Below are 23,464 nucleotides of genomic sequence, written 5' to 3'. Positions count from 1 at the left end.
ACGGGCGGGTGGGGGTTTGGTGAAGTTTCGCCGTGCTCTGGGGATTTGGTCCGCGCAAGTGGCGGACGGGACTCCGCACCCGGGGCGGGTCGGGACAGGCCCGGCCGGGGCCGTTCGGACGCGAGCGGCGCGCCGCCGGATGACGGGGCGTTCGCCACCTCCCCGGCCACGCGATGCGGGAACAGTGTCCCTCGGATCCCTCCCGCACCCGGGCCGGGCCGGGAGGGTCGGGAAGGTCGGGAGGGTCGCGGTGCCGGGGAGCCGGGGTGAAGGCGTGCCGGGAGGCCGAAGCCCCCCGGGCGCTCCCGGGCGCTCCCGGGCCTGCCGGTGGGCTCAGGACAGGCGGCGGGCGCCGGCCGAGGGGACCGCCGGGAAGACCCGCGGCGTGGTGTGACCGGCCTCGGCGAAGGCGTCCAGCACGGCCGCGGCGACCTGCTCCAGCCGGGCCGCGGCGACCAGCGCCAGCACCGAGCCGCCGAAGCCGCCACCGGTCATCCGGGCGCCGAGCGCGCCCGCGGCGACGGCGGTGGCCACCGCCAGGTCGGTCTCGGGGCAGGAGACCCGGTAGTCGTCGCGCAGCGAGGCGTGCCCGGCGGTCAGGACCGGGCCGAGGCCGGCCAGGTCGCCCGCGTCCAGCAGGGCGACGGCCTGCTCGACCCGGGCGTTCTCGGTCACCACGTGCCTCACCAGCGGCCGCAGTTCGGCCGGCAGCTGGACCAGCGCGCCGTCCAGCGCGGCCGGCGGCAGGTCGCGCAGCGCGAGCAGGTCCAGCAGCGCGGCGGCCCGCTCGCAGCCGGCCCGCAGTCCGGCGTACGCGCCGTCGCCCAGGTCGTGCTTGACCCGGGTGTCGACCACCAGCAGCCGCAGCCCCGCCCCGGCCAGGTCGAGCGGCACCTGGCGCTGCGCGAGGTCCCGGGTGTCCAGGAACAGCGCGCCGCCCTCCGCGCAGCACATGGACGCCATCTGGTCCATCACCCCGCAGGGCACCCCGACGAAGTCGTTCTCCGCCCGCTGGGCGGTCAGCGCCAGCTCCGCCGGGGTCAGCCCGAGTCCGTACAGCTCGTTGCAGGCCGCGGCGAGCACGCACTCCAGCGCGGCCGAGGAGGACAGTCCGGCCCCGGTGGGGACGTCACTGTCGATGTGCACGTCCAGTCCGCCGACCGGGTGCCCGGCCTCCCGCAGCGCCCACACCACGCCCGCCGGGTAGCGGGCCCAGCCGGTGACGGCGGCCGGGTCCAGCTCGGCCGCCTTCAGCTCGGTGACCAGGCCGTCGCCCTGGGCGCTGTACAGCCGCAGCAGGCCGTCGTCGCGGCGCCGGACCGCGGCCACCGCGGAGTGCGGCAGGGCGACCGGCAGCACGAACCCGTCGTTGTAGTCGGTGTGCTCGCCGATCAGGTTGACCCGGCCCGGCGCCGCCCAGACCCCTTCCGGGGCGGCGCCGAAGACGGACTGGAAGTCGGTCATGCGCGGTTCTCCAGGGTGAAGTTCCAGGCGTCGCGGACGATGTCGTCCAGCTCCGGGCGGCGGGGGGTCCAGCCGAGCGCCTGGTGGGCGCGGGCGGCGGAGGCGACCAGCACGGCCGGGTCGCCGGGGCGGCGGCCGGCGACCTGGACCGGGATGTCCCGGCCGGTGACGCGCTTCACCGACTCGATCACCTCGCGGACCGAGAAGCCCGCGCCGTTGCCGAGGTTGCAGATCAGGTGCTCGCCGGCCTTGGCGGCGTCCAGCGCGAGCAGGTGCGCGTCGGCCAGGTCGGCGACGTGGATGTAGTCGCGGATGCAGGTGCCGTCGGGGGTCGGGTAGTCCTCGCCGTAGACCGCGATGTGCGGGCGCTGCCCGAGCGCGGCCTGGAAGACCAGCGGGATCAGGTGCGACTCCGGCTCGTGCCGCTCGCCGTACGCCCCGTACGCCCCGGCCACGTTGAAGTAGCGCAGCGACACGGCGGCCAGGCCGTGGGCGGCGCACTCGCTGGTGATCAGGTGGTCGACGGCCAGCTTGGTGGCGCCGTACGTGTTGGTCGGCGCGGTGCGGGCGGTCTCGGCGATCGGCACCGACTCCGGCTCGCCGTAGACGGCCGCGGTCGAGGAGAACACCAGCTTGCGCACGCCGGCCTTGCGCATCGCGGCCACCAGCTCCAGCGAGCCGGCCACGTTGTTGCGCCAGTACTTCTCCGGGTCCGCGACGGACTCGCCGACCTGCGAGGAGGCGGCGAAGTGCAGGACCGCGTCGAAGCTGTGGTCGAGCACGTCCGCCGCGTCCTGGATCCGGCCGCGGACGAACTCGGCGCCCTGCGGCACCCCGTCGAGGAAGCCGGTGGAGAGGTCGTCGAGCACCGTCACCTGGTGTCCGGCCTCCAGCAGGTGCGCGGCCACGACCCCGCCCACGTAACCGGCTCCACCCGTGACCAGGTACTTACTCATGATGCGACCTCCCGCAGGCGCTGCGCCGCCGCCTCGGGCGACACATCGTTGACGAACGCGTCCATGCCGGACTCGACGCCGGCGAGGAACTTGAGCTTGCCCACCGTACGCCGGATCGTGAACAGCTCCAGGTGCAGCGCGAGCTCCTCACCACGGAGTCCGGGCGCCTGGTGCCACGCCGCGATGTACGGCGTCGGTGCAGCGCGCCCATTCTCCCCTGCCGCCCGGGCGGGTTCGGTGAACAGCCGGTCGAACCTGCGCAGCAGTTCCAGGTACACGCCGGGGAACTCGGCCCGTTCGGCCTCGTCCAGCGCGGTCAGGTCGGGCACCCGGCGGTTCGGGTACAGGTGCACCTCGTACGGCCAGCGGGCGGCGAACGGGACGAACGCCGTCCAGTGCCGGCCTGCCAGGACCACCCGGACGGGGTCGGCGCGTTCGGCCGCGAGCAGGTCCTCGAAGAGGTTGCCGCCGGTGGCGGCGCGGTGCCGGGCGGCGGCGGCGATCATGCGCTCGGTCCGGGGGGTGGTGAACGGGAAGCCGTAGATCTGGCCGTGCGGGTGAGCCAGGGTCACCCCGATCTCGGCGCCGCGGTTCTCGAAGCAGTAGACCTGCCGGATGCCGGGGGTGCGGGACAGTTCGGCGGTCCGGTCGGTCCACACGTCCAGCACCAGGCGTGCCTTGGCGGGCGACAGGTCGGCGAACGAGGCGTCGTGGTCGGCGGTGAAGCAGACCACCTCGCAGCGGCCCTCGCCGGGGCCGCCGGCGAACAGCGGCCCGGCGCGCTCGGGCACGTGGGCCGCGCTGTCCGCGGCCAGTGCGGGGAAGCGGTTCTCGAAGACCACCACGTCGTAGTCGGAGCCGGGGATCTCACCGGGGCGGCCCGGCCGGGACGGGCACAGCGGGCACCGGTCGGCGGGCGGGTGGTAGGTGCGGGCCTGCCGGTGGGCGGCGACGGTGACCCAGTCGCCGGTGGCCGGGTCGCGCCGGATCTCGGACAGGCTGGCCGGGGCCTCGAGCGGACGCTGGTCCACGGCGCCGCGCAGGGCGTCCGGATCCTCGTCGTAGTAGATGAGTTCGCGGCCGTCCGCGAGTTTGGTCGTGGTCTTCTTCACGGCCTCCGCCTTCCAGGAAAGCTAGCCCGAACATTTTCAAACACAAACACTCACCAGTCAACAGTTTGTCTCATGGCGAGGCATGCCGGGCGAGACATGCCGAAGGGCGGGGGCGAGCCGGACCACCACGGCCGTCGCCACCGCCCTCACACGGTTCCCCCCGGTGCGGCTACCCGCCGCGCAGGCGCTCCAGCAGCCCCGACCGGGCCGCGACCGCGGCAGCCTCCAGTCGGGTCCGCGCACCCAGCTTCATCAGCACCCGCTGGACATGGGTGCGCGCCGTACTGGAGGCGATCCCCATCCCGGCCGCGATGGCGGCGGTGTCCTGCCCCTCCGCGATCCGCGCCAGCACCTGGGTCTCCCGCCGGGTCAGCTGGCGCAGCAGCCGCAGCGCCTCGTCGTCCGGCTCCGCGGCCGGCCACAGCAGCTGCTCGAACGCGCTCCGCAGCACCTCGACGGCGACCGCCGCCTCACCGGCCCGCACCCGGGCGATGGCCCGCTCCACGACCTCGATCCGCTCGTCCCCGCGGACGTAGCCGGCCGCACCGGCCGCGAACGCGGCCGCCACCCGCGCCGGTTCACCGACCGGGCCGAGCACCACCACGCAGATCTCCGGGCGCTCCCGCCGCAGCCGCCGCAGCGGCTCGAAGGCGTCCCGCCGCGGCCCGGGCACCGCGGCCCCGCCCGCCGGGCCCGCCGCGCTCCCCGCGGTCAGCCCCAGCAGGCACACCTCGGGGCGGCACCCGGCAACCAGCTCACCGACCGAGGACGCCGGGGCGCCGACCGCCAGCACCCGGTGGCCGCGCTGGTGCAGCGCCGTCGCCAACGCCTCGGCGAGCAGCCGGTGATCGTCCGCCACCACGAGCCGAACGCCCATGGGCGCCCTCCCAGTCCCCGTCCACCGGCGCGCGACCGGCCCACGTCTCCCGCACCCGTACCGCGGACCGCAGAGCAGGCCACCGTTGACGCACCATCACAGCGCATCCGGCGCCCGCACCGCTAGGCCGCGTCAGCGTCACGTACCGCGGGACCACCCGAACCGGGGAACGCCGAAGGCCCCCGCCTTGCGGCGAGGGCCTTCGTACTCCTTGCGGAGCCCCCATGCGGAATCGAACCGCAGACCTTCTCCTTACCATGGAGACGCTCTACCGACTGAGCTATAGGGGCCGGTGCAACGAGGAAGACATTACAGGGTCCGCGGCCCAAACGTGAAATCGGTTCCGCACCCGCCGCCCGCCGCCCGGCCGGCCCGCTCAGCCCCGCGCCGGCGGTGCCGCCACCGGGCTCCCGAGCAGCCGGTGCCCCCGGGTCTCCGGCAGTGCGAGCAGGCACAGCAGCGACACCGCACCGAGCCCGGCGAGGTACCGGCCGACCGGCTCCGCGCTGCCGTACACCGCGGTCAGCCTGGTCGCCACCAGCGGCGCCGTGGCGCCGCCGAGCACCCCGCCCAGGTTGTACGTCAGCCCGGCGCCGGTGTACCTGATCCGGGTCGGGAACAGCTCGGGCAGGTACGCCGCGAGCGGGCCCAGCAGTGCGCCGAGCGCCGCCATCGACCCGACCAGCGCCAGCGTCACCGGCCCCGTCCGGCCGGTCTCCAGCAGCGGGAACAGCGCCGGCGACCAGAGCGAGCCGAGCACCGTCGCCACCACGAGCAGCCGCCGCCGGCCGTACCGGTCCCCGGCGCACGCCGTCCACCAGGCCGTGGCGGCCATCACCACCGCGCCCGCCATCAGCAGTGCCAGCACCAGGGTCCGGGCCAGCCCCAAGGCGCCGGTGGCGTACGCCAGCGCGTAGGTGGTGGTGAGGTAGAAGAGCCCGTAGCCGAGCATGATCGCCCCCGCCCCGAGCAGCACCACCCGGCCGTGCCCCCGCACCACCTCGGCCACCGGCACCCGCGAACGGCCGTGCTGCGCACGGAAGACCGGCGTCTCGCCGATCCGCAGCCGGACGAACAGCCCGACCAGCACCAGCAGCACCGAGGCCAGGAACGGCAGCCGCCAGCCCCACGCCAGGAACGCCGGCTCGGGCAGCCACCAGGCGAGCAGCAGGAACGCCCCGGTGGCCAGGAAGAAGCCGATGCACGGCCCGAGTTGCAGGAAGCCGCCGTACCGTCCCCGGCGGCCGGCCGGCGCGTACTCGGCCAGCAGCAGCGCCGCACCGCCCCACTCGCCGCCCAGCCCGACGCCCTGGCACAGCCGCAGCACGGTGAGCAGCATCGGCGCCCAGATGCCCCAACTCCGGTACCCGGGCAGCAGACCGACCGCCGCCGTCGACAGGCCCATCAGCAGCAGCGAGGCCACCAGCGTGGCCTTGCGGCCCGCGCGGTCCCCGAAGTGGCCGAACAGCACCGCGCCGAGCGGGCGGGCCAGGAACGCGGCCGCGTACACCGAGAAGGCGGCCAGCAGCGCCCCGGTCGGCCCGAGTCCGGGGAAGAACACCCGGCCGAAGACCAGCGCGGCGGCGCTGCCGTAGATGAAGAAGTCGTAGAACTCGATCGCGGTGCCCGTCAGCGCGGCCGCGGCCACCCGGCGCAGCCCGCCGGACCCGGCCGCCGGGGCGGGCTCGGGCGCGGTGTCGATGGTCGTCATGACACCCACCCTGCTCGGCCGCTGACCTGCGCGGACAGCGGCCACCGGGGTGATTCGGGAGCGTACCTCCCGCCGCCCGCCGGGGGTGGTGCGCACCGCCCCGGACGGCGGTATGGTGTGCGCTCCCGGAGCAGAAGGGGAGCGGACATGGGCGAGCTGTTCGACGACAACGGCGTGGTCCACCGCCTGATCGCGGTCACCGGCCTCGGGGTGAGCCTGCTGCTGCTCGACCTCGGCCTGGCGCAGTACCGTCAGGGCGGCTCGATGGCCTGGGCGGTGATAGCCGGCGTCCTGGTCCTGGCCACCGGCTACGAGACGGTCCGCCGCTTCCGCCGCGACCGCTGACCACGGCCGGGGCTCTGCCGGCCGGCCGGGACCGGGACGCCGGACGGGGCGTCAGACCTCCTCGGCCAGCTCCAGCCAGGCGAGTTCCAGCTCCTCCTTCTCCTCCTTGACCTTGCGCAGCTGGGCGTCCAGCTCCGCGACCTTGGAGAAGTCGGCGGCGTGCTCGGCGAGCTGGGAGTGCAGCTTGGACTCCTGCTGGTCCAGCTTGGCGATCTGCCGCTCCAGCTTCTGCATCTCCTTCTTCTGCGCCCGGGTGTCACCGGCGGGCTTCGCCGCGGCGGCCGGGGCGAGCGCGGGCGCCGCCTGCTCGGCCATCCGGGCCCGCCGCTCCAGGTACTCGTCGACGCCGTTCGGCAGCATCCGCAGCTTCTTGTCGCCGAGCAGCGCGTGCACGGTGTCGGTGGTGCGCTCGATGAAGAACCGGTCGTGGCTGATCACCACCATCGAACCGGGCCAGCCGTCGAGCAGGTCCTCCAGCTGGTTGAGGGTCTCGATGTCGAGGTCGTTGGTGGGCTCGTCGAGGAACAGCACGTTCGGCTCGTCCATCAGCAGCCGCAGCAGCTGGAGGCGGCGGCGCTCACCGCCGGACAGGTCGCCGACCGGCGTCCACTGCTTGTCCTTGCCGAAGCCGAACTGCTCGCACAGCTGACCGGCACTCATCTCCCGGCCCTTGCCCAGGTCCACCCGGCCGCGGACCTGCTCGACGGCCTGCAGCACCCGGGTCGCCGGGTCCAGTTCGGCGATCTCCTGCGAGAGGTACGCCAGCCGGACGGTCTTGCCGACCTTGATCACACCGGACGCGGGCTGCACGTCGCCGTCGGTGGCGTACGCCGCCTGCATGGCCCGCAGCAGCGAGGTCTTGCCGGCGCCGTTGACGCCGAGCAGGCCGATCCGGTCACCGGGGCCGAGGTTGAAGGTGAGGTTCTCCAGCAGCAGCTTCGGGCCCGCCTTGACGGTGACGTCCTCCAGCTCGAAGACGGTGCGGCCCAGGCGCGCGTTGGCGAACTTCATCAGCTCGCTCTTGTCGCGCGGCTCCGGGACGTCCGCGATCAGCGCGTTGGCGGCCTCGATCCGGTACCGCGGCTTGGAGGTACGGGCGGGGGCACCGCGGCGCAGCCAGGCCAGCTCCTTGCGGGCCAGGTTCTGCCGCTTCTGCTCCTCGGTGGCCTCGATCCGGGAGCGCTCGGCCCGGGCGAAGACGTAGTCGGAGTAGCCGCCCTCGTACTCGTGCACCTCGCCGCGCTGGACGTCCCACATCCGGGTGCAGACCTGGTCCAGGAACCACCGGTCGTGGGTCACGCAGACCAGCGCGGAGCGGCGGAGCTGCAGGTGCCGGGCGAGCCAGGCGATGCCCTCGACGTCGAGGTGGTTGGTGGGCTCGTCCAGCACCACCAGGTCGTGCTCGCCGAGCAGCAGCTTGGCCAGCGCGATCCGGCGGCGCTCGCCACCGGACAGCGGGGCGATCACGGTGTCCAGGCCGAGCTCGAAGCCGGGCAGGTCCAGGCCGCCGAACAGCCCCTGGACGATGTCGCGGATCCGGGCGTCACCGAGCCACTCGTGGTCGGCCCGGCCGGCGATCACCTCCTGCCGGATGGTGGCCTTCGGGTCCAGCGAGTCGTGCTGGGTGAGCACCGCCATCTGCAGCCCGCCGGAGTGCGTGATCCGCCCGCCGTCCGGCTCCTCCAGCTTGGCCAGCATCCGGATCAGCGTGGTCTTCCCGTCGCCGTTGCGCCCGACGACACCGATCCGGTCGCCCTCGCTGACGCCCAGGCTGACCCCGTCCAGCAGGGCGCGGGTGCCGTAGACCTTGGTGACGGACTCGATGGTGGCGAGGTTGACGGCCACTGCTGCTGCGCTCCTGGGATCGACTGCACGCGGGGAGTGCCCCGACCTCCCCAGCCTAGTGGGCGCCCAACCTGGCCCGGGTCGGTGCACCGGCGCGGTACCGTGCGAATGTCACACGGCGAACCCGACGGCGGAGGTGTGCGGTGACCGCGATCGAGGACCGGCCCCAGATGCTGTCCGAGGAGTTCGAACGGATCGCTCTGGCGGCCGAGCGTGAGGGCATCCGGATGGAGTTCATCCACGGGCGGATCGGAGTCAAGGCGGTGCCCGACGGCGACCACGACGAGATCATCCGCTGGGTGATGGAGCAGTGCATGCAGCAGCGCCCGGACCTGTGGCTGTACCCGGAGCGCGGCTTGCGGGTGGAGACCTACCGCAAGGGCCACGCCAAGCCGGACGGCACGCTCGCTCCGAAGGGCAGCTTCGCCGGCCAGGGTGAGTGGGCCTCCGCCGAGCGGGCCCTGATGGTGGTCGAGGTGACCTCGTACGACACCGACACCGACCGCCGCGACCGGGACCAGAAGCCCCGTGCCTACGCGGAGACCGGCATCCCGGTCTACCTGCTGGTGGACCGGGACAGCTGCGAGGTCCTGGTGTTCAGCGAGCCCGAGGACGGCACGTACGTCAGCCTGGTGCGCCGCCCGTTCGGCAAGGCCGTCGCACTGCCGGACCCGGTCGGGATCGCGCTGGACACCGAGCCGTTCAAGGCCTGGGTGCGCTGACCTCGGCTCCCGGGACCGGGCCGTACGTCGCGTGGGCGGCGCGGCAGGTGCCGGAGGCAAGCAGGGCCCGGGCGACCGACTCGGCCGCCTCCGCGTCCTTGGCCAGGAAGGCGCAGGTCGGGCCGGAGCCGGAGACCAGGGCGGCCAGCGCGCCGGCCTCGGTGCCGGCCCGCAGGGTGTCGGCGAGCGAGGGGCGCAGCGAGAGCGCGGCGGCCTGGAGGTCGTTGGCCAGCGCCTCGGCGAGCGCCACCGGGTCGCCGTCGGCGAGGGCCGCGAGCAGGGCCGGGTCGGCGTCCGGGGTGGGCACCTCGGCCTCGGTGGAGCCGGTGCCGGCCTCGTCCCGCAGGCGGTCGCACTCCCGGAAGACGGCCGGCGTGGACAGGCCGCCGTCGGCGACCGCGAACACCCAGTGGAAGGTGCCGCTGACCGGCAGCCGCTCCAGCAGCTCGCCCCGGCCGCGCCCCAGCGCGACCCCGCCGACCAGCGCGAACGGCACGTCGGAGCCCAGCTCGGCGGCCAGCTCCAGCAGGGTCTCCAGCGGGGTGTCCAGCCCCCACAGCGCGTCGCAGGCGACCAGCGCGGCCGCTCCGTCCGCGCTGCCGCCGGCCATCCCGCCGGCCACCGGGATGGCCTTGTCGATGTGCAGCCGCACGTGCGGCTCGATGCCGTGGCGGGCGGCCAGCAGCCGGGCGGCGCGGGCGGCCAGGTTGGTGTCGTCGAGCGGCACCTGCGCGGCGTCGGGCCCGGAGCAGGTGAGCGTGACGCCCTCGCCGGGGGCGGCGGTGACCTCGTCGCCGAGGGCGACCGCGAAGAAGACGTTGGCCAGGTCGTGGAAGCCGTCGGCGCGCAGGCCGCCGACGCCCAGCTGGACGTTGACCTTGGCGGGGACCTTGACCGTGATCACTGTGCGTCCGCCTTCGGCTTGTGCTCGGCGATGGCGGCGAACTGCTCGACCGTCAGCATCTCGCCGCGCAGCTTGTGGTCGATCCCGGCCCCGGCGAGCGCCTGCTCGGCCGCGGCCGGGGAGCCGGCCCAGCCGGCCAGCGCGGCGCGCAGCGTCTTGCGGCGCTGGGCGAAGGCGGCGTCGACCACCGCGAAGACCTCCTGGCGGGAGGCGGTGGTGGCGGGCGGCTCGCGGCGCACCAGCGAGACCAGGCCGGAGTCGACGTTGGGCGCGGGCCAGAAGACGTTGCGGCCGATCGCGCCGGCCCGCTTCACCTCCGCGTACCAGTTGGCCTTGACCGAGGGCACCCCGTAGACCTTGTTGCCGGGCTTGGCGGCGAGCCGGTCGGCGACCTCGCTCTGCACCATCACCAGGGTGCGCTCGATGCTGGGGAAGGTGGCCAGCATGTGCAGCAGCACCGGGACTGCGACGTTGTACGGGAGGTTGGCGACCAGCGCGGTGGGCGCCGGGCCGGGCAGTTCGGTGACCTCCATGGCGTCGCTGAGGACCAGGTCGAAGTCCTTGGCGCGGGCCGGCATCCGGGCCTCGATGGTGGTCGGCAGGTGCTGGGCCAGCAGCGGGTCGATCTCCACCGCCGTGACGTGCGCCGCGACCTCCAGCAGCGCGAGGGTGAGCGAGCCGAGCCCGGGCCCGACCTCCACCACCGCGTCCTCGGCGGTGACCCCGCCGGCCCGCACGATGCGCCGGACGGTGTTGCCGTCGATGACGAAGTTCTGCCCGCGCTGCTTGGTCGGCTTCACGCCCAGCGTGGCGGCCAGCTCCCGGATGTCGGAGGCGCCCAGGAGGTGGCTGTCAGGGGTGGGGTCGGTGGTGCTCACCCGCCAAGGATACGGGCGGGGCGGGTGCTCACAGTTCGACGACCTGCTTCAGATCGATCTCGACCGGGTACGGCACGTCGTACGTCCGGCCCCTGGACGGCGGACGCATCCAGTCGGTCGGCTCAGTAGGCGAAGGCGCGGGCCGTGTTGGCCGCGATCATGGTGGCGAGCTCGTCCTCGTGCAGCGACAGCGTGTCGGCCATCGAGCGCAAGGTGACCGGGATCAGGTACGGCGCGTTGGGGCGGCCCCGGTAGGGATGCGGGGTCAGGTACGGGGCGTCGGTCTCCACCAGGATCCGGTCGAGCGGGGTGGCGGCGAGGGCGTCCCGCAGTTCCTGGTTGGCCTTGAAGGTGACCGGGCCGGCGAAGGAGAGGTACCAGCCGTGTTCGGCGCAGACCTTGGCCATCGCGGCGTCGCCGGAGTAGCAGTGGAAGACGGTGCGCTCGGGCGCGCCCTCGGCCAGCAGCAGGTCGATGACGTCCTCGTGGGCGTCGCGGTCGTGGATCACCAGGGCCTTGCCGTGCCGCTTGGCGATCTCGATGTGCCGGCGGAAGGACTCCTTCTGGATGTCCACCCCCTCCGGCCCGGTGCGGAAGTAGTCGAGGCCGGTCTCGCCGACCGCCTTGACCTGCGGCAGGGCCGCCAGCCGGTCGATCTCGGCGAGCGCCTCCTGGAGCGCCGCGTCGCCGCCCGCGCCGCGGTGCTGCCGGGACCAGCCGTCGCCGTCGCCGAGGACCAGCCGGGGAGCCTCGTTGGGGTGCAGCGCCACGGCGGCGTGCACCTGCTCGAACTCCCCGGCCAGGTCCGCGGCCCAGCGCGAACCGGCCACGTCGCAGCCGACCTGGACGACCGCGGTCACCCCGACCGAGGCGGCCTTGGCCAGCCCCTCGGCCGGGGTGCCGGACTGCATGTCCAGGTGGGTGTGCGAGTCGGCCACCGCCACCGCCAGCGGGGCGGGCAGTGGCGGCGGGGTGGTGCGGTCCGCGTCCTTCTTCGCCATGTCAGGCAGCAGGCTTCTCTTCGAGGCGGGGGAAGAGGATGTCGCCCTTGGTGACCTGCGACCCGGCGGGCAGCCGGCCCCAGTCGGCGACGGTGCCGATGGTCTGCCCGGCCAGCGAGCCGAGCGAGGCCTCGGCGCCCAGCGACTCCCAGAGCTTCTCGGAGCTCTCCGGCATCAGCGGGTTGAGCAGCACGGCGGTGGCCCGCAGCGCCTCGGCCGCCGTGTAGAGGATGGTGGCCAGCCGCGCCTGCCCCTCCTCGGAGGTGTCCTTGGCGACCTTCCAGGGCTCCTGCTCGGTCAGGTAGCCGTTGACCAGCTTCACGAACTCGAAGACCGCCGCGATGCCGCCGGCGAAGTCCAGCTCCTCGCCGATCTTCTGGTCGGCGGTCTTCGCCGCGGCGGCGAGGCCCTCGACGACGGCCTGCTCCGCGGCGCCCGCGGCGGTCGCGGCCGGCAGCACCCCGTCGAAGTACTTGCCGACCATGGCCGCCACCCGGGAGGCCAGGTTGCCGTAGTCGTTGGCCAGTTCGGAGGTGTACCGGGCGGTGAAGTCCTCCCAGGAGAACGAGCCGTCGGTGCCGAACGGGATGGCCCGCAGGAAGTAGTACCGGTAGGCGTCCACACCGAAGTGCGAGGTGAGGTCCTGCGGCGCGATGCCGGTCAGGTTGGACTTGCTCATCTTCTCGCCGCCGACCATCAGCCAGCCGTTGGCCACCACCCGCTTGGGCAGCGGCAGGCCGGCCGCCATCAGCATGGCGGGCCAGATCACCGCATGGAAGCGCAGGATGTCCTTGCCGACCAGGTGCACCGAGGCCGGCCACAGCTCGGCGAAGCGCTCGGGGTCGGAGCCGTATCCGGCGGCGGTGATGTAGTTCTGCAGCGCGTCCACCCACACGTAGAGCACGTGCTTCTCGTCCCAGGGCAGCGGGACGCCCCAGTTGAAGGTGGAGCGGGAGATCGAGAGGTCCTTGAGGTCCTGCTCGACGAAGCGCAGCACCTCGTTGCGGGCCGAGGCCGGCTGGATGAAGTCCGGGTTGGCGGCGTAGAACTCCAGCAGCTTCGGCCCGTAGGCGGAGAGCCGGAAGAAGTAGTTCTCCTCCTCCAGCCACTCGACCGGCTTCTTGTGGATCGGGCAGAGCTTCTCGTCCTCGGTCGCACCGGGCAGCAGCTCGCCGGGGAGCTTGTACTCCTCGCAGCCGACGCAGTACGGGCCGGAGTAGCCGCCCTTGTAGATCTCGCCCTTGTCGTGCAGGTCCTGGACGAACTCCTGCACCCGGGCGGTGTGCCGCTCCTGGGTGGTCCGGATGAAGTCGTCGTTGGCGATGTTGAGGTGCCGCCAGAGCGGCTTCCAGGCCTCTTCCACCAGCTTGTCGCACCACTCCTGCGGGGAGACGCCGTTGGCCTCCGCGGTGCGCAGGATCTTCTGGCCGTGCTCGTCGGTGCCGGTCAGGTACCAGGTCCGCTCGCCGCGCTGGCGGTGCCAGCGGGTCAGCACGTCGCCCGCCACCGTGGTGTACGCATGGCCCAGGTGCGGGCGGTCGTTCACGTAGTAGATCGGGGTCGTGACGTAGTACGCCGAGCGCGGGGCGTCGGTGGTGGTGTCGTCTGCAGTGGCCGCCATGGTCAGAAATCTTAGCCGCGCGAAGGAACCACCCTCGACCGGTTAACGGGCGGGCGGCTCCCGCGCGCGGCCGTCGTCGTCAGGACCCCTGGTCGGTGTGCCGGGCCGCACGCCGGAACCAGCGCCGCCGGGCCTCCGTGTGCGGCAGCAGGGCGGGCGGCGGGGTGGCCGGACCGGCGTGCGAGGGGTAGCCCGGCGCGGTGTGCTCCTGGTGCTCGGCGCTGGCCACCCGGCCCTCGCGCATGATCCGCACGGTGTGTCCGCCGCACCCCGGGCAGCTCGGCTGGCGCAGCGGGGACGGCACCCGCACGCCGTTGGCGTGGTACTCGAAGACGATGTGGCCGTCCTGGGCCACGTGGTGCTCGATGTCGTAGGCCTGCTCCCAGCCGTAGCCGCAGCTCAGGCACGCGAAGGAGTAGGCCTCCCGGACGGTCTCGACCGGGGTGCGGGTCCGGGTGGTCAGTCCGGGGCCGCTCGGTGCGTTCCCACTCAGAGGGCTACCGATCGTGTCGCTCATAGCCGTCTCCCAGTGCCCGCCGGGCGAGGCGCCCGGCTCGGGTCTTTCCATCCCAGGAAATGCCCGGACGGCCCCGCCCGCTACCCGGCTTGTCAACTCTTGGGCCCGAATTGGCGAGCGTTGTACCAACTCGCGGTCAAAGCTTCGCGAGCCGGACGTTTGCGGGGTGCTTCCCTCCAAGGTACGCGCCGCCGTGGCTGCGGGCACCCGCGCCGAGCTGCGGTTTTCCGCCCGGCGCAGCGCGGGCGCAGCGCCGGTGCAGCGCGCGCTCAGCCGCTGTTCTTGGCGGCGACCACGGCGTCGAAGACCTCGCGCTTGGGCAGGCCGAGCTCGACGGCGACGGCCGCGATGGCCTCCTTGCGGCGTTCCCCGGCCTCTTCCCGGACGGCCACCCGGCGGGCCAGCTCTTCGGGCCCGAACTGCTGCGGGGCGGCCGGCGGGGCGCCCGCCACCACGACGGTGATCTCGCCGCGGACACCGTCGGCGGCCCAGGCGGCCAGCTCGGCCAGCGGCCCGCGCTTGACCTCCTCGTAGGTCTTGGTGAGTTCGCGGCAGACGGCGGCCGGGCGTTCGGCGCCGAAGGCCTCGGCCATCGCGGCGAGGGTCTCGGCGATCCGGTGCGGGGCCTCGAAGAACACCATGGTGCGGGGCTCGGCGGCGACCTCGGCCAGCTGCCGGGAGCGGTCGCCCGCCTTGCGCGGCAGGAAGCCCTCGAAGGTGAAGCGGTCGACCGGCAGGCCGGACAGCGCCAGCGCGGTGAGCACCGCGGACGGGCCGGGCACGGCGGTGACCTTGATGTCCGCGGTGACCGCCGCGTCCACCAGCCGGTAGCCGGGGTCGGAGACCGAGGGCATGCCCGCGTCCGTGACCAGCAGCACCCGGGCGCCGCCGAGCAGCGCCTCGACCAGTTCGGGGGTGCGGGCCACCTCGTTGCCCTCGAAGTAGGAGACCACCCGCCCGGCCGGGGTCACCCCGAGCGCCTGGGTGAGGCGGCGCAGCCGCCGGGTGTCCTCGGCCGCGATCACGTCCGCCGAGGCGAGCTCGGTGAGCAGCCGGGGCGGCGCGTCCGCGACGTCGCCGATGGGGGTGCCCGCAAGTACCAGTACTCCTGTCACCCGGCCATCCTCGCAGGCGCGGGGGCCGGTACGGACCTGTGGCCGATTCGGGGAGCAATCGGGCAGCTGCGGAGGTAGGGGTACCGCTCTCACCCCGCGCCCCTACGATGTGGCGCGTGAGCGGCGACATCGCACCCCCGACGCCCGTGGGCGTGGACCACCCCGAGCAGGCCGGCGTGGCCGTGCTCGACGCGGCCGGGGTCCCGGCCGCGCGCACGGCCCCCTCGGGCTGGGCCGGGCGGCTGGCCGGTCTCGGCTACCGGGCGCCCCGGCGCCCGGATCCGGCGGAGTTCCTGGTGCCGCCGATGCCGGACGGCCCGGGGGTGACCCCGCGGCGGGTGCCGCCCTCGCCCCTGTTGCTGCGGCTCGGTCTGCAGTTGCCGGGTCCGCTGTGGTCCTGGCTGTGCCGCTGGTCGGGCTGGCTGGGCCCGCTGCTGGTGGCGGTGTTCGGCGGGGTGCTGCGGTTCGCCGGCCTCGGCGGCCCGCACGCGCTGATCTTCGACGAGACGTACTACGCCAAGGACGCCTACTCGCTCTGGCGCGGCGGCTACGAGACCAGCTGGGCGGACGACGCCAACTCCCAGATCATGGCGCCGCACCAGACCATCCCGTACCGGGCGGACCCGGCGTACATCGTCCACCCGCCGGTCGGTAAGTGGATCATCGGGATCGGCGAGCAGCTGTTCGGCATGCATCCGTTCGGGTGGCGGTTCATGACCGCGGTGCTCGGGACGCTGTCGATCCTGATGCTGGCCCGGATCGGCCGCCGGCTGTTCCGCTCGACCCTGCTGGGCTGCGTGGCCGGGCTGCTGCTGTCGGTGGACGGGCTGCACTTCGTGCTGAGCCGCTCGGCGCTGCTGGACCTGGTGGTGATGTTCTGGGGTCTGGCCGCGTTCGGCTTCCTGCTGCTGGACCGGGACCGGACCCGGGGGCTGGTGGCCCGCCGGCTGGCCGAGCGGCCGGGCGGTGACTGGCTGTTCACCGGCTGGCGCCCGTACCGGCTGGCCGCGGCGGTCAGCCTCGGCCTGATGACCGCCACCAAGTGGAGCGGCCTGTACGTGCTGGTCGCGTTCTGCCTGATGAGCGTCGCCTGGGACATGGGCACCCGGAAGGTGGCCGGCAGCCGCCACTGGGCCGTCTGGGGGCTGTGGGACGCACTGGTGGCCGGCCCGCTGATGCTGGTGATCACCGTCGGGGTCTACCTGGCGTCGTGGACCGGCTGGTTCCTGAGCAGCACCGAGCCCGGCAAGGGCGGCTACGGCCGGGACTGGGCGGCCACCCAGCCGCACGTCCTGCCGGACCACCTGCTCGGTCTGCCGATGCCGCAGTTCGAGGCGCTGCGCAGCCTGTGGCACTACCACCAGACCATGTACGACTTCCACGTCGGCCTGGTCAGCCCGCACACCTACCAGTCGAACCCGTGGAGCTGGCTGGTGGTCGGCCGGCCGGTGTCCTTCTTCTACGAGTCGCCGAAGTTCGGCGAGTCCGGCTGTACCGCCAACGAGTGCGCCCGCGAGGTGCTGGGCATCGGCACGCCGATCCTGTGGTGGGCGGGTGTGGTGGCGCTGGCGTACTGCCTGTACCGGTGGCTGCTGCGGCGGGACTGGCGGGCCGGGGCGGTGCTGTGCGGGCTGGCCGCGAGCTACCTGCCGTGGATGTTCTTCCAGCAGCGGACGATCTTCCTGTTCTACGCGGTCGCCTTCGTGCCGTTCGTGGTGCTCGCGGTGACCATGATGATCGGCGCGATGCTCGGCCCGGCCGGTGCCTCGCCGGACCGGCGGCTGGTCGGCGGCGCGGCGGCGGGCCTGCTGGTGCTCGCGGTGATGTGGAACTTCCTGTACTTCTACCCGCTGTACACCGGGCAGACGATCCCGATGGACGACTGGCGCGGCCGGATGTGGTTCACCAGCTGGATCTGACCCGGTCCGGGCCCGGTCGTCTGTACCAGCTGTGTCACAGGTGACGTGTGGTGCCGGGGTGGACGCGAGGTGTGTGCGTAGGGTGTCAGGGCCGTCCATCGGCCTGATCACACGGGGGAACACACACCATGAACAAGGGCGCCAAGATCGGCATCAGTGCGGTCGCCACAGCCATGCTGGCGGTGGCCGGCTACGGGGCGTACAACATCGCCACGGCGGTCGGCGGCGGCGCCAAGGCGGGCCCCCGCACGGTGGTCGCCGAGGCGCCCGGTGCGGACGCGGCGGCGGCCGGGGCCAAGGCCTTCCTGGAGGCGTGGGCCAAGGGCGACCTGGAGGCGGCGGCGGCGCTGACCGACGCCCCGGGGGACGCGGTCACCACCTTGGGGGCCTTCCAGCAGAAGGTGGCGCCGACCGCGATCACGCTCACCCCCGGTGGCCCGGCCACCGCCACCCCGGCCGCCTCCTCGGCGCCGTCCGCCCCGGCGGGTACGGCGTCGGCCGCCCCGGTGCCGGACCACCAGGTGCCGCTCTCGTTCAAGGCCAAGGTCGAGTTCGCCCAGACCGGCACCGCCTGGAGCTACGACGGTGTGCTCGGCATGGTGAAGATGAGCGACGGCAAGGCGGCCGTGCACTGGATCCCCGGCGTGGTCCACCCGAAGCTGGGCCCGGGCGAGTCGATCGCGGTCAAGCCGGTCACCGCGCAGGCCACCACGGTGGTCGACCGCCACAACAAGGCACTGAACTTCCCCTCGATCACGGCGCAGCTGGGCCAGATCAAGGCGCCGGCGCCGGACGGCTCGGCCACCGCTGGCAGTGCCGTGGTGATCAGCGACGACACCGGCAAGGCGAAGCCGGAGACGGTGTTCACCATCGTCGAGCCCAAGCCCGCGCCGCCGTTGAAGCTCACCATCGACGCCGACCTGCAGAAGGCCGCCGAGGCGGCCGTCCAGGAGGCTTCCAAGGGCGGCACGCTGAAGTCCTCGATCGTGGCGGTCGAGCCCAGCACCGGGAACATCCTGGCCTTCGCCAACGCCCCGACCAACGGCCAGAACCGTGCCTTCGGCGCCTCCATCGCCCCTGGCTCCACCATGAAGGTCATCACCTCGGCGGCCCTGATGGAGGCCGGGGTCACCCCGGACACCCCGGTGGCCTGCCCGGACGGCACCAACGTCGGCGGCCAGGACTTCAAGAACGACTTCCCCGACGCGCACCTGGACTACAAGTTCCGCCAGGACTTCGCCCAGTCCTGCAACACCGCCTTCATCAACGAGGGCAAGGCGCGGCTGAAGAACGACACGCTGCCCGCGATGGCCAAGGACGTGTTCGGGCTCGGCCTGGTCTGGCAGACCGGCCTGTCCAACTTCGACACCGCCGTCCCCGCCCCCAAGGGCGCCAACGAGATGGTGGCCGAGTTCATCGGTCAGGGCCGGATCCAGACCAACTCGCTGGCCATGGCCTCGGTCTCGGCCACCGTGCAGAGCGGAACGTTCCGCCAGCCGATCCTGATCGCGGGCCTGCCGCAGACCCCGGCCAAGCGTCAGCTGTCCGCCGACGTGCTGACCGGCCTGCGGACGGTGATGAACGAGACCGTGCGCACCGGCACCGCGGCCAAGCTGATGTCCGGCATGGCGTCCGGCGCCGGCGCCAAGACCGGCACGGCGGAGGTCGGCAACCAGGCGGCCGCCAACAGCTGGTTCACCGCCTTCCGGGGCAACCTGGCGGTCGCCGCCGAGGTCGAGGCCGGCGGGCACGGCGCCGACGCCGCCGGTCCGGCCGCCGTGAAGCTGCTGCAGATCGGCAACGGCTGAGCCCGGTGGCCGGGCCGTCCGCCCGGTCGTCACACCCCGGCCAGCACCGCCGGGGTGTGGCGGCTCCCCCGTCCGCCGCGCCAGCCCCAGCTGTGGGTGGCCAGCCGCGGCCAGATCACCAGGACGGTCGGCAGGGCGAGATAGCCGAAGCGGCCCGCCGGGGCGAGCATGAAGGCCACCGCCAGCCCGGCGGCCAGCAGGTCGCAGGCGGCGACCGCGGAGGTCGGCGGGTAGGCCAGCAGCCACAGCGCGACGGCCAGGCCCGCCAGGCACAGCAGGGTGAGCGAGATGGTGTGCCCGGTCGGGCCGAGCCCGGCCAGCACCTTGCCGGGCAGCGGGCTGCCGGCCGGGGTGTGCACGGCGGTCAGCCCGAGCGGGAAGCGGACCACCTGCTCGCGCAGCTCGCGGCCGGCGCTCAGCGCGGTCGGCAGGATCACCGCGACGGTGACCGAGAGCGCCACCACGGCGGCGCGGGCGGCGGGCCGGCGGCCGTACAGCCGCCACAGCAGCAGCACCGCGACCGGCAGCGCGGGCCAGGCCGTCCACTTGAGGGTGCAGGCCAGCGCCAGGACCAGCCCGGCGGAGACCGGACGGCCACGGGCGGCGAGCGCCATCGCGAGGCAGCAGACGCCGATCAGCGGCAGGTCGACCCCGCCGACGGCGAGGGCCAGCGCGATCAGCGGGGAGGCGGTCAGCGCGGCGAGCGGGAGCAGCGGCGCCCGGTCGGGGGTGGCCGGGCGCAGCAGCCGCCAGCAGGCCAGCAGGCAGACCAGCAGGGTGGCGGCGAACCAGATCCGGGCGTCGCCGAGCACCAGGGTGACCGGGTTGCCGGAGCCGAGGGCCGCCCGGGGCATCCCGAACAGGGCCATCGCCGGCAGGTACGGGTTGTAGTCGGTGACCTGGACCGGGTCGGCCAGGTACGGGCTGCCGGTGTGCAGCAGCAGGTGGGCGGAGCGTTCGACCACCATCACCTCGGACTGGTGGCGGCCCTGGACCGCGAGCAGGATCAGCGGCGCCAGCACCGCGCCGGCCAGCGCCACCAGGGCGGCGGCCCGCGGGCCCAGGCGTGGCGGCAGGGTGAGGCACAGGAGGGCGGCCAGCGCGTAGGTCGGGGCGGCGACGGTGCCCCAGAAGACCTGGTTGGAGAGGTCGGAGACGAGCGGGAACGCCTCGGCCCAGCCGGCCGCGACCAGGCAGCCGAGGGCCTGGACGCCCCGGTGTCCGGCCCACCGGCCGGGGTCGCGGCCGCGTGGGGCGCGCTGTCGGGGGACCTTCCCGTCGCCGCCTGAGCCGTGGCTCCCGCGCACGGCGCAGTCGGCCTGCCCGGCGGGGGACTGCGGACGTGTGCTCACCATGGCAGGAAGATTAGGCGGTTGCGTGTGCGCTGTCCCCGCACTCGGCGCGCTTGTTCTGTGGAGCTTCGGCCCGGGTGGGGGCCGCCGGCCTTCGCCGGCGGCCCCGGACCGGCTCAGCGGTCCGCTGCCGGGTCCGTTGCGGAACGGGTTAGGGCGAGCTTCGAGTGCTTGACGCTGTACCCGAAGTACACGACGGCGGCGACCGCCAGCGCCACGCCGAAGGCGGCGAAGGTGGTGCCGTGCAGCCCCTTGATCAGGTAGATGCAGAAGCCCAGGCTGGCCAGCGGCACGACCGGGAAGAGCGGCACCTTGAAGCCGCGCGGCAGATCCGGCTGGGTACGGCGGAGCACCATGACGCCGACGGACACCACCGAGAAGGCGACCAGGGTGCCCAGGCTGGTGAGGTCGGTCAGCACGTCCAGCGGGACGAAGGCGGCCAGCAGGGCCACCGCGACGCCGACCACCAGGGTGTTCCACACCGGGGTGCCGGTCCGCGGGGAGACCTGGGCGAAGCGCGGGGGCAGCATGCCGTCGCGGCCCATCGAGTACAGGATCCGGGTCTGGCCGTAGATCACCACCAGGGTGATGCTGAAGATCGACACGATCGCGCCGAGCGCGAACAGGGTGGCCGGCCAGCTCTGCCCGGTGACGTCCTGGAGGATCTGCGCGAGCCCGGCCTGCTGGCCCTCGAAGTCCTGCCAGGGCTGCGCGCCGACCGCGGTGACCGCGACCGCGACGTACAGCAGGGTGACCACCACCAGGGCGATGATGATCGCCAGCGGGAGGGTGCGGCGCGGGTTCCTGACCTCCTCGCCGGCGGTGGAGACGGCGTCCAGGCCGATGAAGGAGAAGAAGATGCTGGAGGCGGCCGCGCTGATGCCGCTCCACCCGTGCGGGGCGAAGTTGCTGAGGTTGTCGGCCTGGAAGCCGGTCAGGCCGATCGCCACGAAGAGCACCAGGATCGCGATCTTGATCCCCACCATGACGGTGTTGACCTTGACCGACTCGCTCACCCCGCGGATCAGCAGCGTGACCACCATCGCGACCAGGATCACCGCGGGCAGGTTGAAGTACCCGCCGCCGCCCGGCGGGTCGGCCAGCGCGGCCGGGATCCGGAAGCCGAACACCAGGTCGAAGAACTTGTTCAGGTACTCGCCCCAGCTGACCGCGATGGCCGACGCCGACACGCCGTACTCGAGCAGCAGGCAGACCCCGACGCCGAAGGCGACCAGCTCGCCCATGGTGGCGTAGGCGTAGGAGTACGAGGAGCCGGAGACCGGGATCGCGGACGCCATCTCGGCGTAGCACAGGGCGGTCAGCCCGGCCGTGACCGCGGCCAGCAGGAAGGACACCACGACGGCCGGTCCGGCCTGCGGCACCGCGTCGCTGAGCACGAAGAAGATGCCGGTGCCGACGGTCGCGCCGATGCCGATCGCGGACAGCTGCCAGAGCCCGATCGAGCGCCGCAGGTGGATGCCGGAGCGGTCGCCGCCCTCGGGGGCGCCGGCGGCCGGAGCCTCGCGCCCCTCGCTCTCGGCGATCAGGGTGGCGACGGGCTTGCGTCTGAGGACTTGCCGGCTGAGGGCGGTCTTGCTGGCCAAAGCACGGATCTTTCCGGTCGGGGGGGAGAGTGGATCGCGCGGCCGGTCACCCGGCGGCCTGGGGGTGCCACAGACGGGACCAACCGAACAAAGATGGGACAGTACCCCGCGAAAGCACCAGTGGTGCAATCGGCACCCGGCAGGGTCCGGCTTGTACGGATCGTCGCGTGTCGATGGACATTTACGGACATATCTCCGCGAAGTCAGCCCTCGTCCAGGACCGCCTGCATGACGGACCGGGCGATCGGCGCGGCCAGCCTGCCGCCCGTCACATCGGTGGCGTCGCTGTCGGCGACCACCACCGCCACCGCGACCGGAGGCGGGTCCGCCGACCCCGCCGGGCGGGCCCAGGAGATGAACCAGGCGTACGGCACCCCGGAGTTGCCGACCCCGTGCTGGGCTGTGCCGGTCTTGCCGCCGACGGTGGCGCCGGGGATCCGGGCGGCCCGCCCGGTGCCCTGCTCGACCACGTCCGTCATCAGCCCCTGCACCTGCCCGGCCACCGCCGCGCCCATCGCCTCCTTGTAGAGCTCGGGCCGCATGACCTGGACGGCGGTCCCGTCGGACTTCGTCAGTCTGTCCACAAGCTGTGGATACATCACCCGGCCGCCGTTGGCGACGCCCGCCGCGACCATCGCCATCACCAGCGGGGTGGCCGCGGTGTCGAACTGGCCGATCGAGGAGAGCGCCAGCTGCGAGGGCTCCATCTCGGTGTCGAAGTTGCTGCGCGCGGCCCGGACCGGGACGTCCAGCGACGCGTCGTTGAAGCCGAAGTTCTCGGCCATCGACACCATCCCCTCCTGCCCCACCTGCACCCCGAGGTAGCCCAGCACGCTGTTGCAGGACAGCACCATCGCGGTGTCCAGCGGCAGGTCCGGCCGGTCGCACGCCGCGGTGTCGTTGACCAGGGTGGTGGTGGTCCCGGGCAGCACGTACGGCGAGGGCGCCCCGGTGGGCGCGGCCGGGTCGCTCACCACGCCGTCCTGGAGCGCGGCGGCGGCGGTGACCACCTTGAAGGTCGAGCCGGGCGGGTAGATCTGACGCAGCGCCCGGTTGAGCATCGGCTGGTCCGGGTCGGCCTGCAGCCGGTCCCAGGCCCGCCGGTCGGCTGCGCCGGAGCCCGCGAAGCTGCGCGGGTCGTACGAGGGGGTGCTGGCCAGCGCGAGGATCCGGCCGGTGGCCGGCTCGATCGCGACGACCGCGCCCTGCTGGCGGCCGAGGCCCTTGACCGCGGCGTCCTGGGCCGCCCGGTCGAGGGTGGTGACCACGTCCCCGCCGGGGTTCTGCCGGCGGCTGACCGCGTCCCACAGCGCCCACCCGGCGAGCCGGCTGTCGGTGCCGGAGAGCAGGTCGTCGTAGACGCCCTCGAGCTGGGTGTTGCCGTACGTCTGGGAGGAGAAGCCGGTGACCGCGGCGTAGCGCGGGCCGTCGGTGTAGGTGCGCTCGTAGTCGAACCGCCCGCCGGTCGGGGTGGAGCCGGTCACCGGCTGCCCGTCCACCAGGATGTTGCCGCGCGGCTGGTCGTAGCGCTGCACGGTGAGCCGCTGGTTGGCCGGGTTGTGGTCCAGCTCGTCCTTGCGGAACACCTGGACCCGGGTGGCCTGCGCGATCAGCGCGACGATCAGCAGCACGCAGAAGGTCCCGGCCCGCCGGCCGGTGGTGGAGATGCCCGGCAGGCCCTGCGGGCCGCCGCCCGGGGAGCCGGGTCCGCCC

The 23,464-nt window shown here is 73.5% G+C and carries 19 protein-coding genes and 1 tRNA gene; 4 read left to right on the top strand and 16 right to left on the bottom strand.

Going from position 1 to position 23,464, the window contains the following annotated elements:
* Positions 1 to 333 precede the first annotated feature (333 nt).
* From galK to AA75_RS12070, 6 genes are all read right to left on the bottom strand, one after another.
* Positions 334 to 1,464 carry a galactokinase gene (gene galK / locus AA75_RS12095; protein ID WP_033819917.1) on the bottom strand — a complete coding sequence of 377 codons (1,131 nt, stop codon included), beginning with the start codon at positions 1,462 to 1,464 and terminating at the stop codon, positions 334 to 336.
* Positions 1,461 to 2,420: a UDP-glucose 4-epimerase GalE gene (gene galE / locus AA75_RS12090; protein ID WP_033819916.1), complete on the bottom strand. Its 960-nt coding sequence runs from the start codon at positions 2,418 to 2,420 to the stop codon at positions 1,461 to 1,463. Before galE ends, galK begins: the two co-directional genes overlap by 4 nt.
* Complete coding sequence (galT, locus tag AA75_RS12085) at positions 2,417 to 3,532, bottom strand: galactose-1-phosphate uridylyltransferase (protein ID WP_033819915.1); 1,116 nt, start codon at positions 3,530 to 3,532, stop codon at positions 2,417 to 2,419. The genes galE and galT overlap by 4 nt, the downstream gene beginning before the upstream one ends.
* 169 nt (positions 3,533 to 3,701) lie before the next feature.
* On the bottom strand, positions 3,702 to 4,409 hold the full coding sequence (locus tag AA75_RS12080; protein ID WP_033819914.1) for a LuxR C-terminal-related transcriptional regulator: 708 nt from the start codon (positions 4,407 to 4,409) through the stop codon (positions 3,702 to 3,704).
* Between the two features lie 217 nt (positions 4,410 to 4,626).
* Positions 4,627 to 4,699: transfer RNA gene (locus AA75_RS12075), tRNA-Thr, on the bottom strand.
* An 86-nt stretch (positions 4,700 to 4,785) separates the two neighbouring features.
* Positions 4,786 to 6,120: an MFS transporter gene (locus AA75_RS12070; RefSeq protein WP_051812167.1), complete on the bottom strand. Its 1,335-nt coding sequence runs from the start codon at positions 6,118 to 6,120 to the stop codon at positions 4,786 to 4,788.
* A gap of 147 nt (positions 6,121 to 6,267) precedes the next feature.
* Between AA75_RS12070 and AA75_RS12065 the strand changes: the two genes are divergently transcribed.
* Positions 6,268 to 6,465 (top strand): hypothetical protein, encoded by a 198-nt coding sequence (locus AA75_RS12065; protein ID WP_033819913.1) that lies wholly within the window; start codon positions 6,268 to 6,270, stop codon positions 6,463 to 6,465.
* Positions 6,466 to 6,516: 51 nt separating this feature from the next.
* Here the strand turns inward: AA75_RS12065 and AA75_RS12060 are convergent, their stop codons facing one another.
* Positions 6,517 to 8,310: an ABC-F family ATP-binding cassette domain-containing protein gene (locus AA75_RS12060; protein WP_033819912.1), complete on the bottom strand. Its 1,794-nt coding sequence runs from the start codon at positions 8,308 to 8,310 to the stop codon at positions 6,517 to 6,519.
* A gap of 143 nt (positions 8,311 to 8,453) precedes the next feature.
* On the opposite strand from AA75_RS12060, the gene AA75_RS12055 reads away from it, so the two are divergent.
* On the top strand, positions 8,454 to 9,032 hold the full coding sequence (locus tag AA75_RS12055) for a Uma2 family endonuclease (RefSeq protein ID WP_033819911.1): 579 nt from the start codon (positions 8,454 to 8,456) through the stop codon (positions 9,030 to 9,032).
* Here AA75_RS12055 and AA75_RS12050 read toward each other — a convergent pair.
* The 6 genes from AA75_RS12050 to rsmI all read right to left on the bottom strand — a co-directional run bounded on the left by AA75_RS12050 (position 9,013) and on the right by rsmI (position 15,068).
* A complete protein-coding gene (locus tag AA75_RS12050; RefSeq protein ID WP_033819910.1) occupies positions 9,013 to 9,936 on the bottom strand; it encodes a 4-(cytidine 5'-diphospho)-2-C-methyl-D-erythritol kinase in 924 nt (307 codons plus the stop codon). The two genes, AA75_RS12055 and AA75_RS12050, sit on opposite strands and share 20 nt — an antisense overlap.
* Positions 9,933 to 10,814 (bottom strand): 16S rRNA (adenine(1518)-N(6)/adenine(1519)-N(6))-dimethyltransferase RsmA, encoded by an 882-nt coding sequence (rsmA, locus tag AA75_RS12045; RefSeq protein WP_033819909.1) that lies wholly within the window; start codon positions 10,812 to 10,814, stop codon positions 9,933 to 9,935. The genes AA75_RS12050 and rsmA overlap by 4 nt, the downstream gene beginning before the upstream one ends.
* A 122-nt stretch (positions 10,815 to 10,936) precedes the next feature.
* Entirely contained in the window at positions 10,937 to 11,815 is an 879-nt protein-coding gene (locus AA75_RS12040) for a TatD family hydrolase (protein ID WP_033819908.1), read from the bottom strand.
* 1 nt (position 11,816) lies between these two features.
* Positions 11,817 to 13,436, bottom strand: a complete 1,620-nt coding sequence (metG, locus tag AA75_RS12035) for a methionine--tRNA ligase (RefSeq protein WP_033819907.1) — start codon at positions 13,434 to 13,436, stop codon at positions 11,817 to 11,819.
* A gap of 79 nt (positions 13,437 to 13,515) precedes the next feature.
* Positions 13,516 to 13,953, bottom strand: a complete 438-nt coding sequence (locus tag AA75_RS12030) for a hypothetical protein (RefSeq protein WP_051812166.1) — start codon at positions 13,951 to 13,953, stop codon at positions 13,516 to 13,518.
* Positions 13,954 to 14,222: 269 nt separating this feature from the next.
* Positions 14,223 to 15,068, bottom strand: a complete 846-nt coding sequence (gene rsmI, locus AA75_RS12025) for a 16S rRNA (cytidine(1402)-2'-O)-methyltransferase (protein ID WP_033819906.1) — start codon at positions 15,066 to 15,068, stop codon at positions 14,223 to 14,225.
* Between the two features lie 116 nt (positions 15,069 to 15,184).
* Here rsmI and AA75_RS12020 point away from each other — a divergent pair, with 116 nt between their 5' ends.
* Entirely contained in the window at positions 15,185 to 16,987 is a 1,803-nt protein-coding gene (locus AA75_RS12020) for a dolichyl-phosphate-mannose--protein mannosyltransferase (protein ID WP_233288997.1), read from the top strand.
* 128 nt (positions 16,988 to 17,115) lie between these two features.
* The gene (locus tag AA75_RS12015; protein ID WP_051812165.1) at positions 17,116 to 18,795 is read left to right on the top strand and encodes a penicillin-binding transpeptidase domain-containing protein; all 1,680 of its coding nucleotides are present in this window, start codon (positions 17,116 to 17,118) and stop codon (positions 18,793 to 18,795) included.
* A 29-nt stretch (positions 18,796 to 18,824) separates the two neighbouring features.
* On the opposite strand, the gene AA75_RS12010 is transcribed toward AA75_RS12015, so the two are convergent.
* From AA75_RS12010 to AA75_RS12000, 3 genes are all read right to left on the bottom strand, one after another.
* Complete coding sequence (locus tag AA75_RS12010) at positions 18,825 to 20,150, bottom strand: glycosyltransferase family 87 protein (RefSeq protein ID WP_051812164.1); 1,326 nt, start codon at positions 20,148 to 20,150, stop codon at positions 18,825 to 18,827.
* A gap of 113 nt (positions 20,151 to 20,263) precedes the next feature.
* Complete coding sequence (locus tag AA75_RS12005) at positions 20,264 to 21,751, bottom strand: APC family permease (protein WP_033819905.1); 1,488 nt, start codon at positions 21,749 to 21,751, stop codon at positions 20,264 to 20,266.
* Between the two features lie 203 nt (positions 21,752 to 21,954).
* Positions 21,955 to 23,418: a penicillin-binding transpeptidase domain-containing protein gene (locus tag AA75_RS12000; RefSeq protein ID WP_033819927.1), complete on the bottom strand. Its 1,464-nt coding sequence runs from the start codon at positions 23,416 to 23,418 to the stop codon at positions 21,955 to 21,957.
* Between the last annotated feature and the right edge of the window lie 46 nt (positions 23,419 to 23,464).

It is taken from the genome of Kitasatospora sp. MBT63 (genome assembly GCF_000710465.2).
In the GTDB taxonomy this organism is placed as follows: Bacteria; Actinomycetota; Actinomycetes; order Streptomycetales; family Streptomycetaceae; genus Kitasatospora.
The sequence above is the reverse complement of the archived record's forward strand: the minus strand, read 5'-3'. Positions and strand labels throughout refer to the sequence as shown.

Excerpts from the sequence above, each read along its gene's own strand:
- galE (WP_033819916.1), bottom strand. The coding sequence starts at position 2,420 with ATGAGTAAGTACCTGGTCACGGGTGGAGCCGGTTACGTGGGCGGGGTC.
- AA75_RS12065 (WP_033819913.1), top strand. The coding sequence starts at position 6,268 with ATGGGCGAGCTGTTCGACGACAACGGCGTGGTCCACCGCCTGATCGCG.
- metG (WP_033819907.1), bottom strand. The coding sequence starts at position 13,436 with ATGGCGGCCACTGCAGACGACACCACCACCGACGCCCCGCGCTCGGCG.
- AA75_RS12080 (WP_033819914.1), bottom strand. The coding sequence starts at position 4,409 with ATGGGCGTTCGGCTCGTGGTGGCGGACGATCACCGGCTGCTCGCCGAG.
- AA75_RS12015 (WP_051812165.1), top strand. The coding sequence starts at position 17,116 with ATGAACAAGGGCGCCAAGATCGGCATCAGTGCGGTCGCCACAGCCATG.
- galK (WP_033819917.1), bottom strand. The coding sequence starts at position 1,464 with ATGACCGACTTCCAGTCCGTCTTCGGCGCCGCCCCGGAAGGGGTCTGG.
- AA75_RS12070 (WP_051812167.1), bottom strand. The coding sequence starts at position 6,120 with ATGACGACCATCGACACCGCGCCCGAGCCCGCCCCGGCGGCCGGGTCC.
- AA75_RS12010 (WP_051812164.1), bottom strand. The coding sequence starts at position 20,150 with ATGGTGAGCACACGTCCGCAGTCCCCCGCCGGGCAGGCCGACTGCGCC.
- AA75_RS12030 (WP_051812166.1), bottom strand. The coding sequence starts at position 13,953 with ATGAGCGACACGATCGGTAGCCCTCTGAGTGGGAACGCACCGAGCGGC.
- AA75_RS12040 (WP_033819908.1), bottom strand. The coding sequence starts at position 11,815 with ATGGCGAAGAAGGACGCGGACCGCACCACCCCGCCGCCACTGCCCGCC.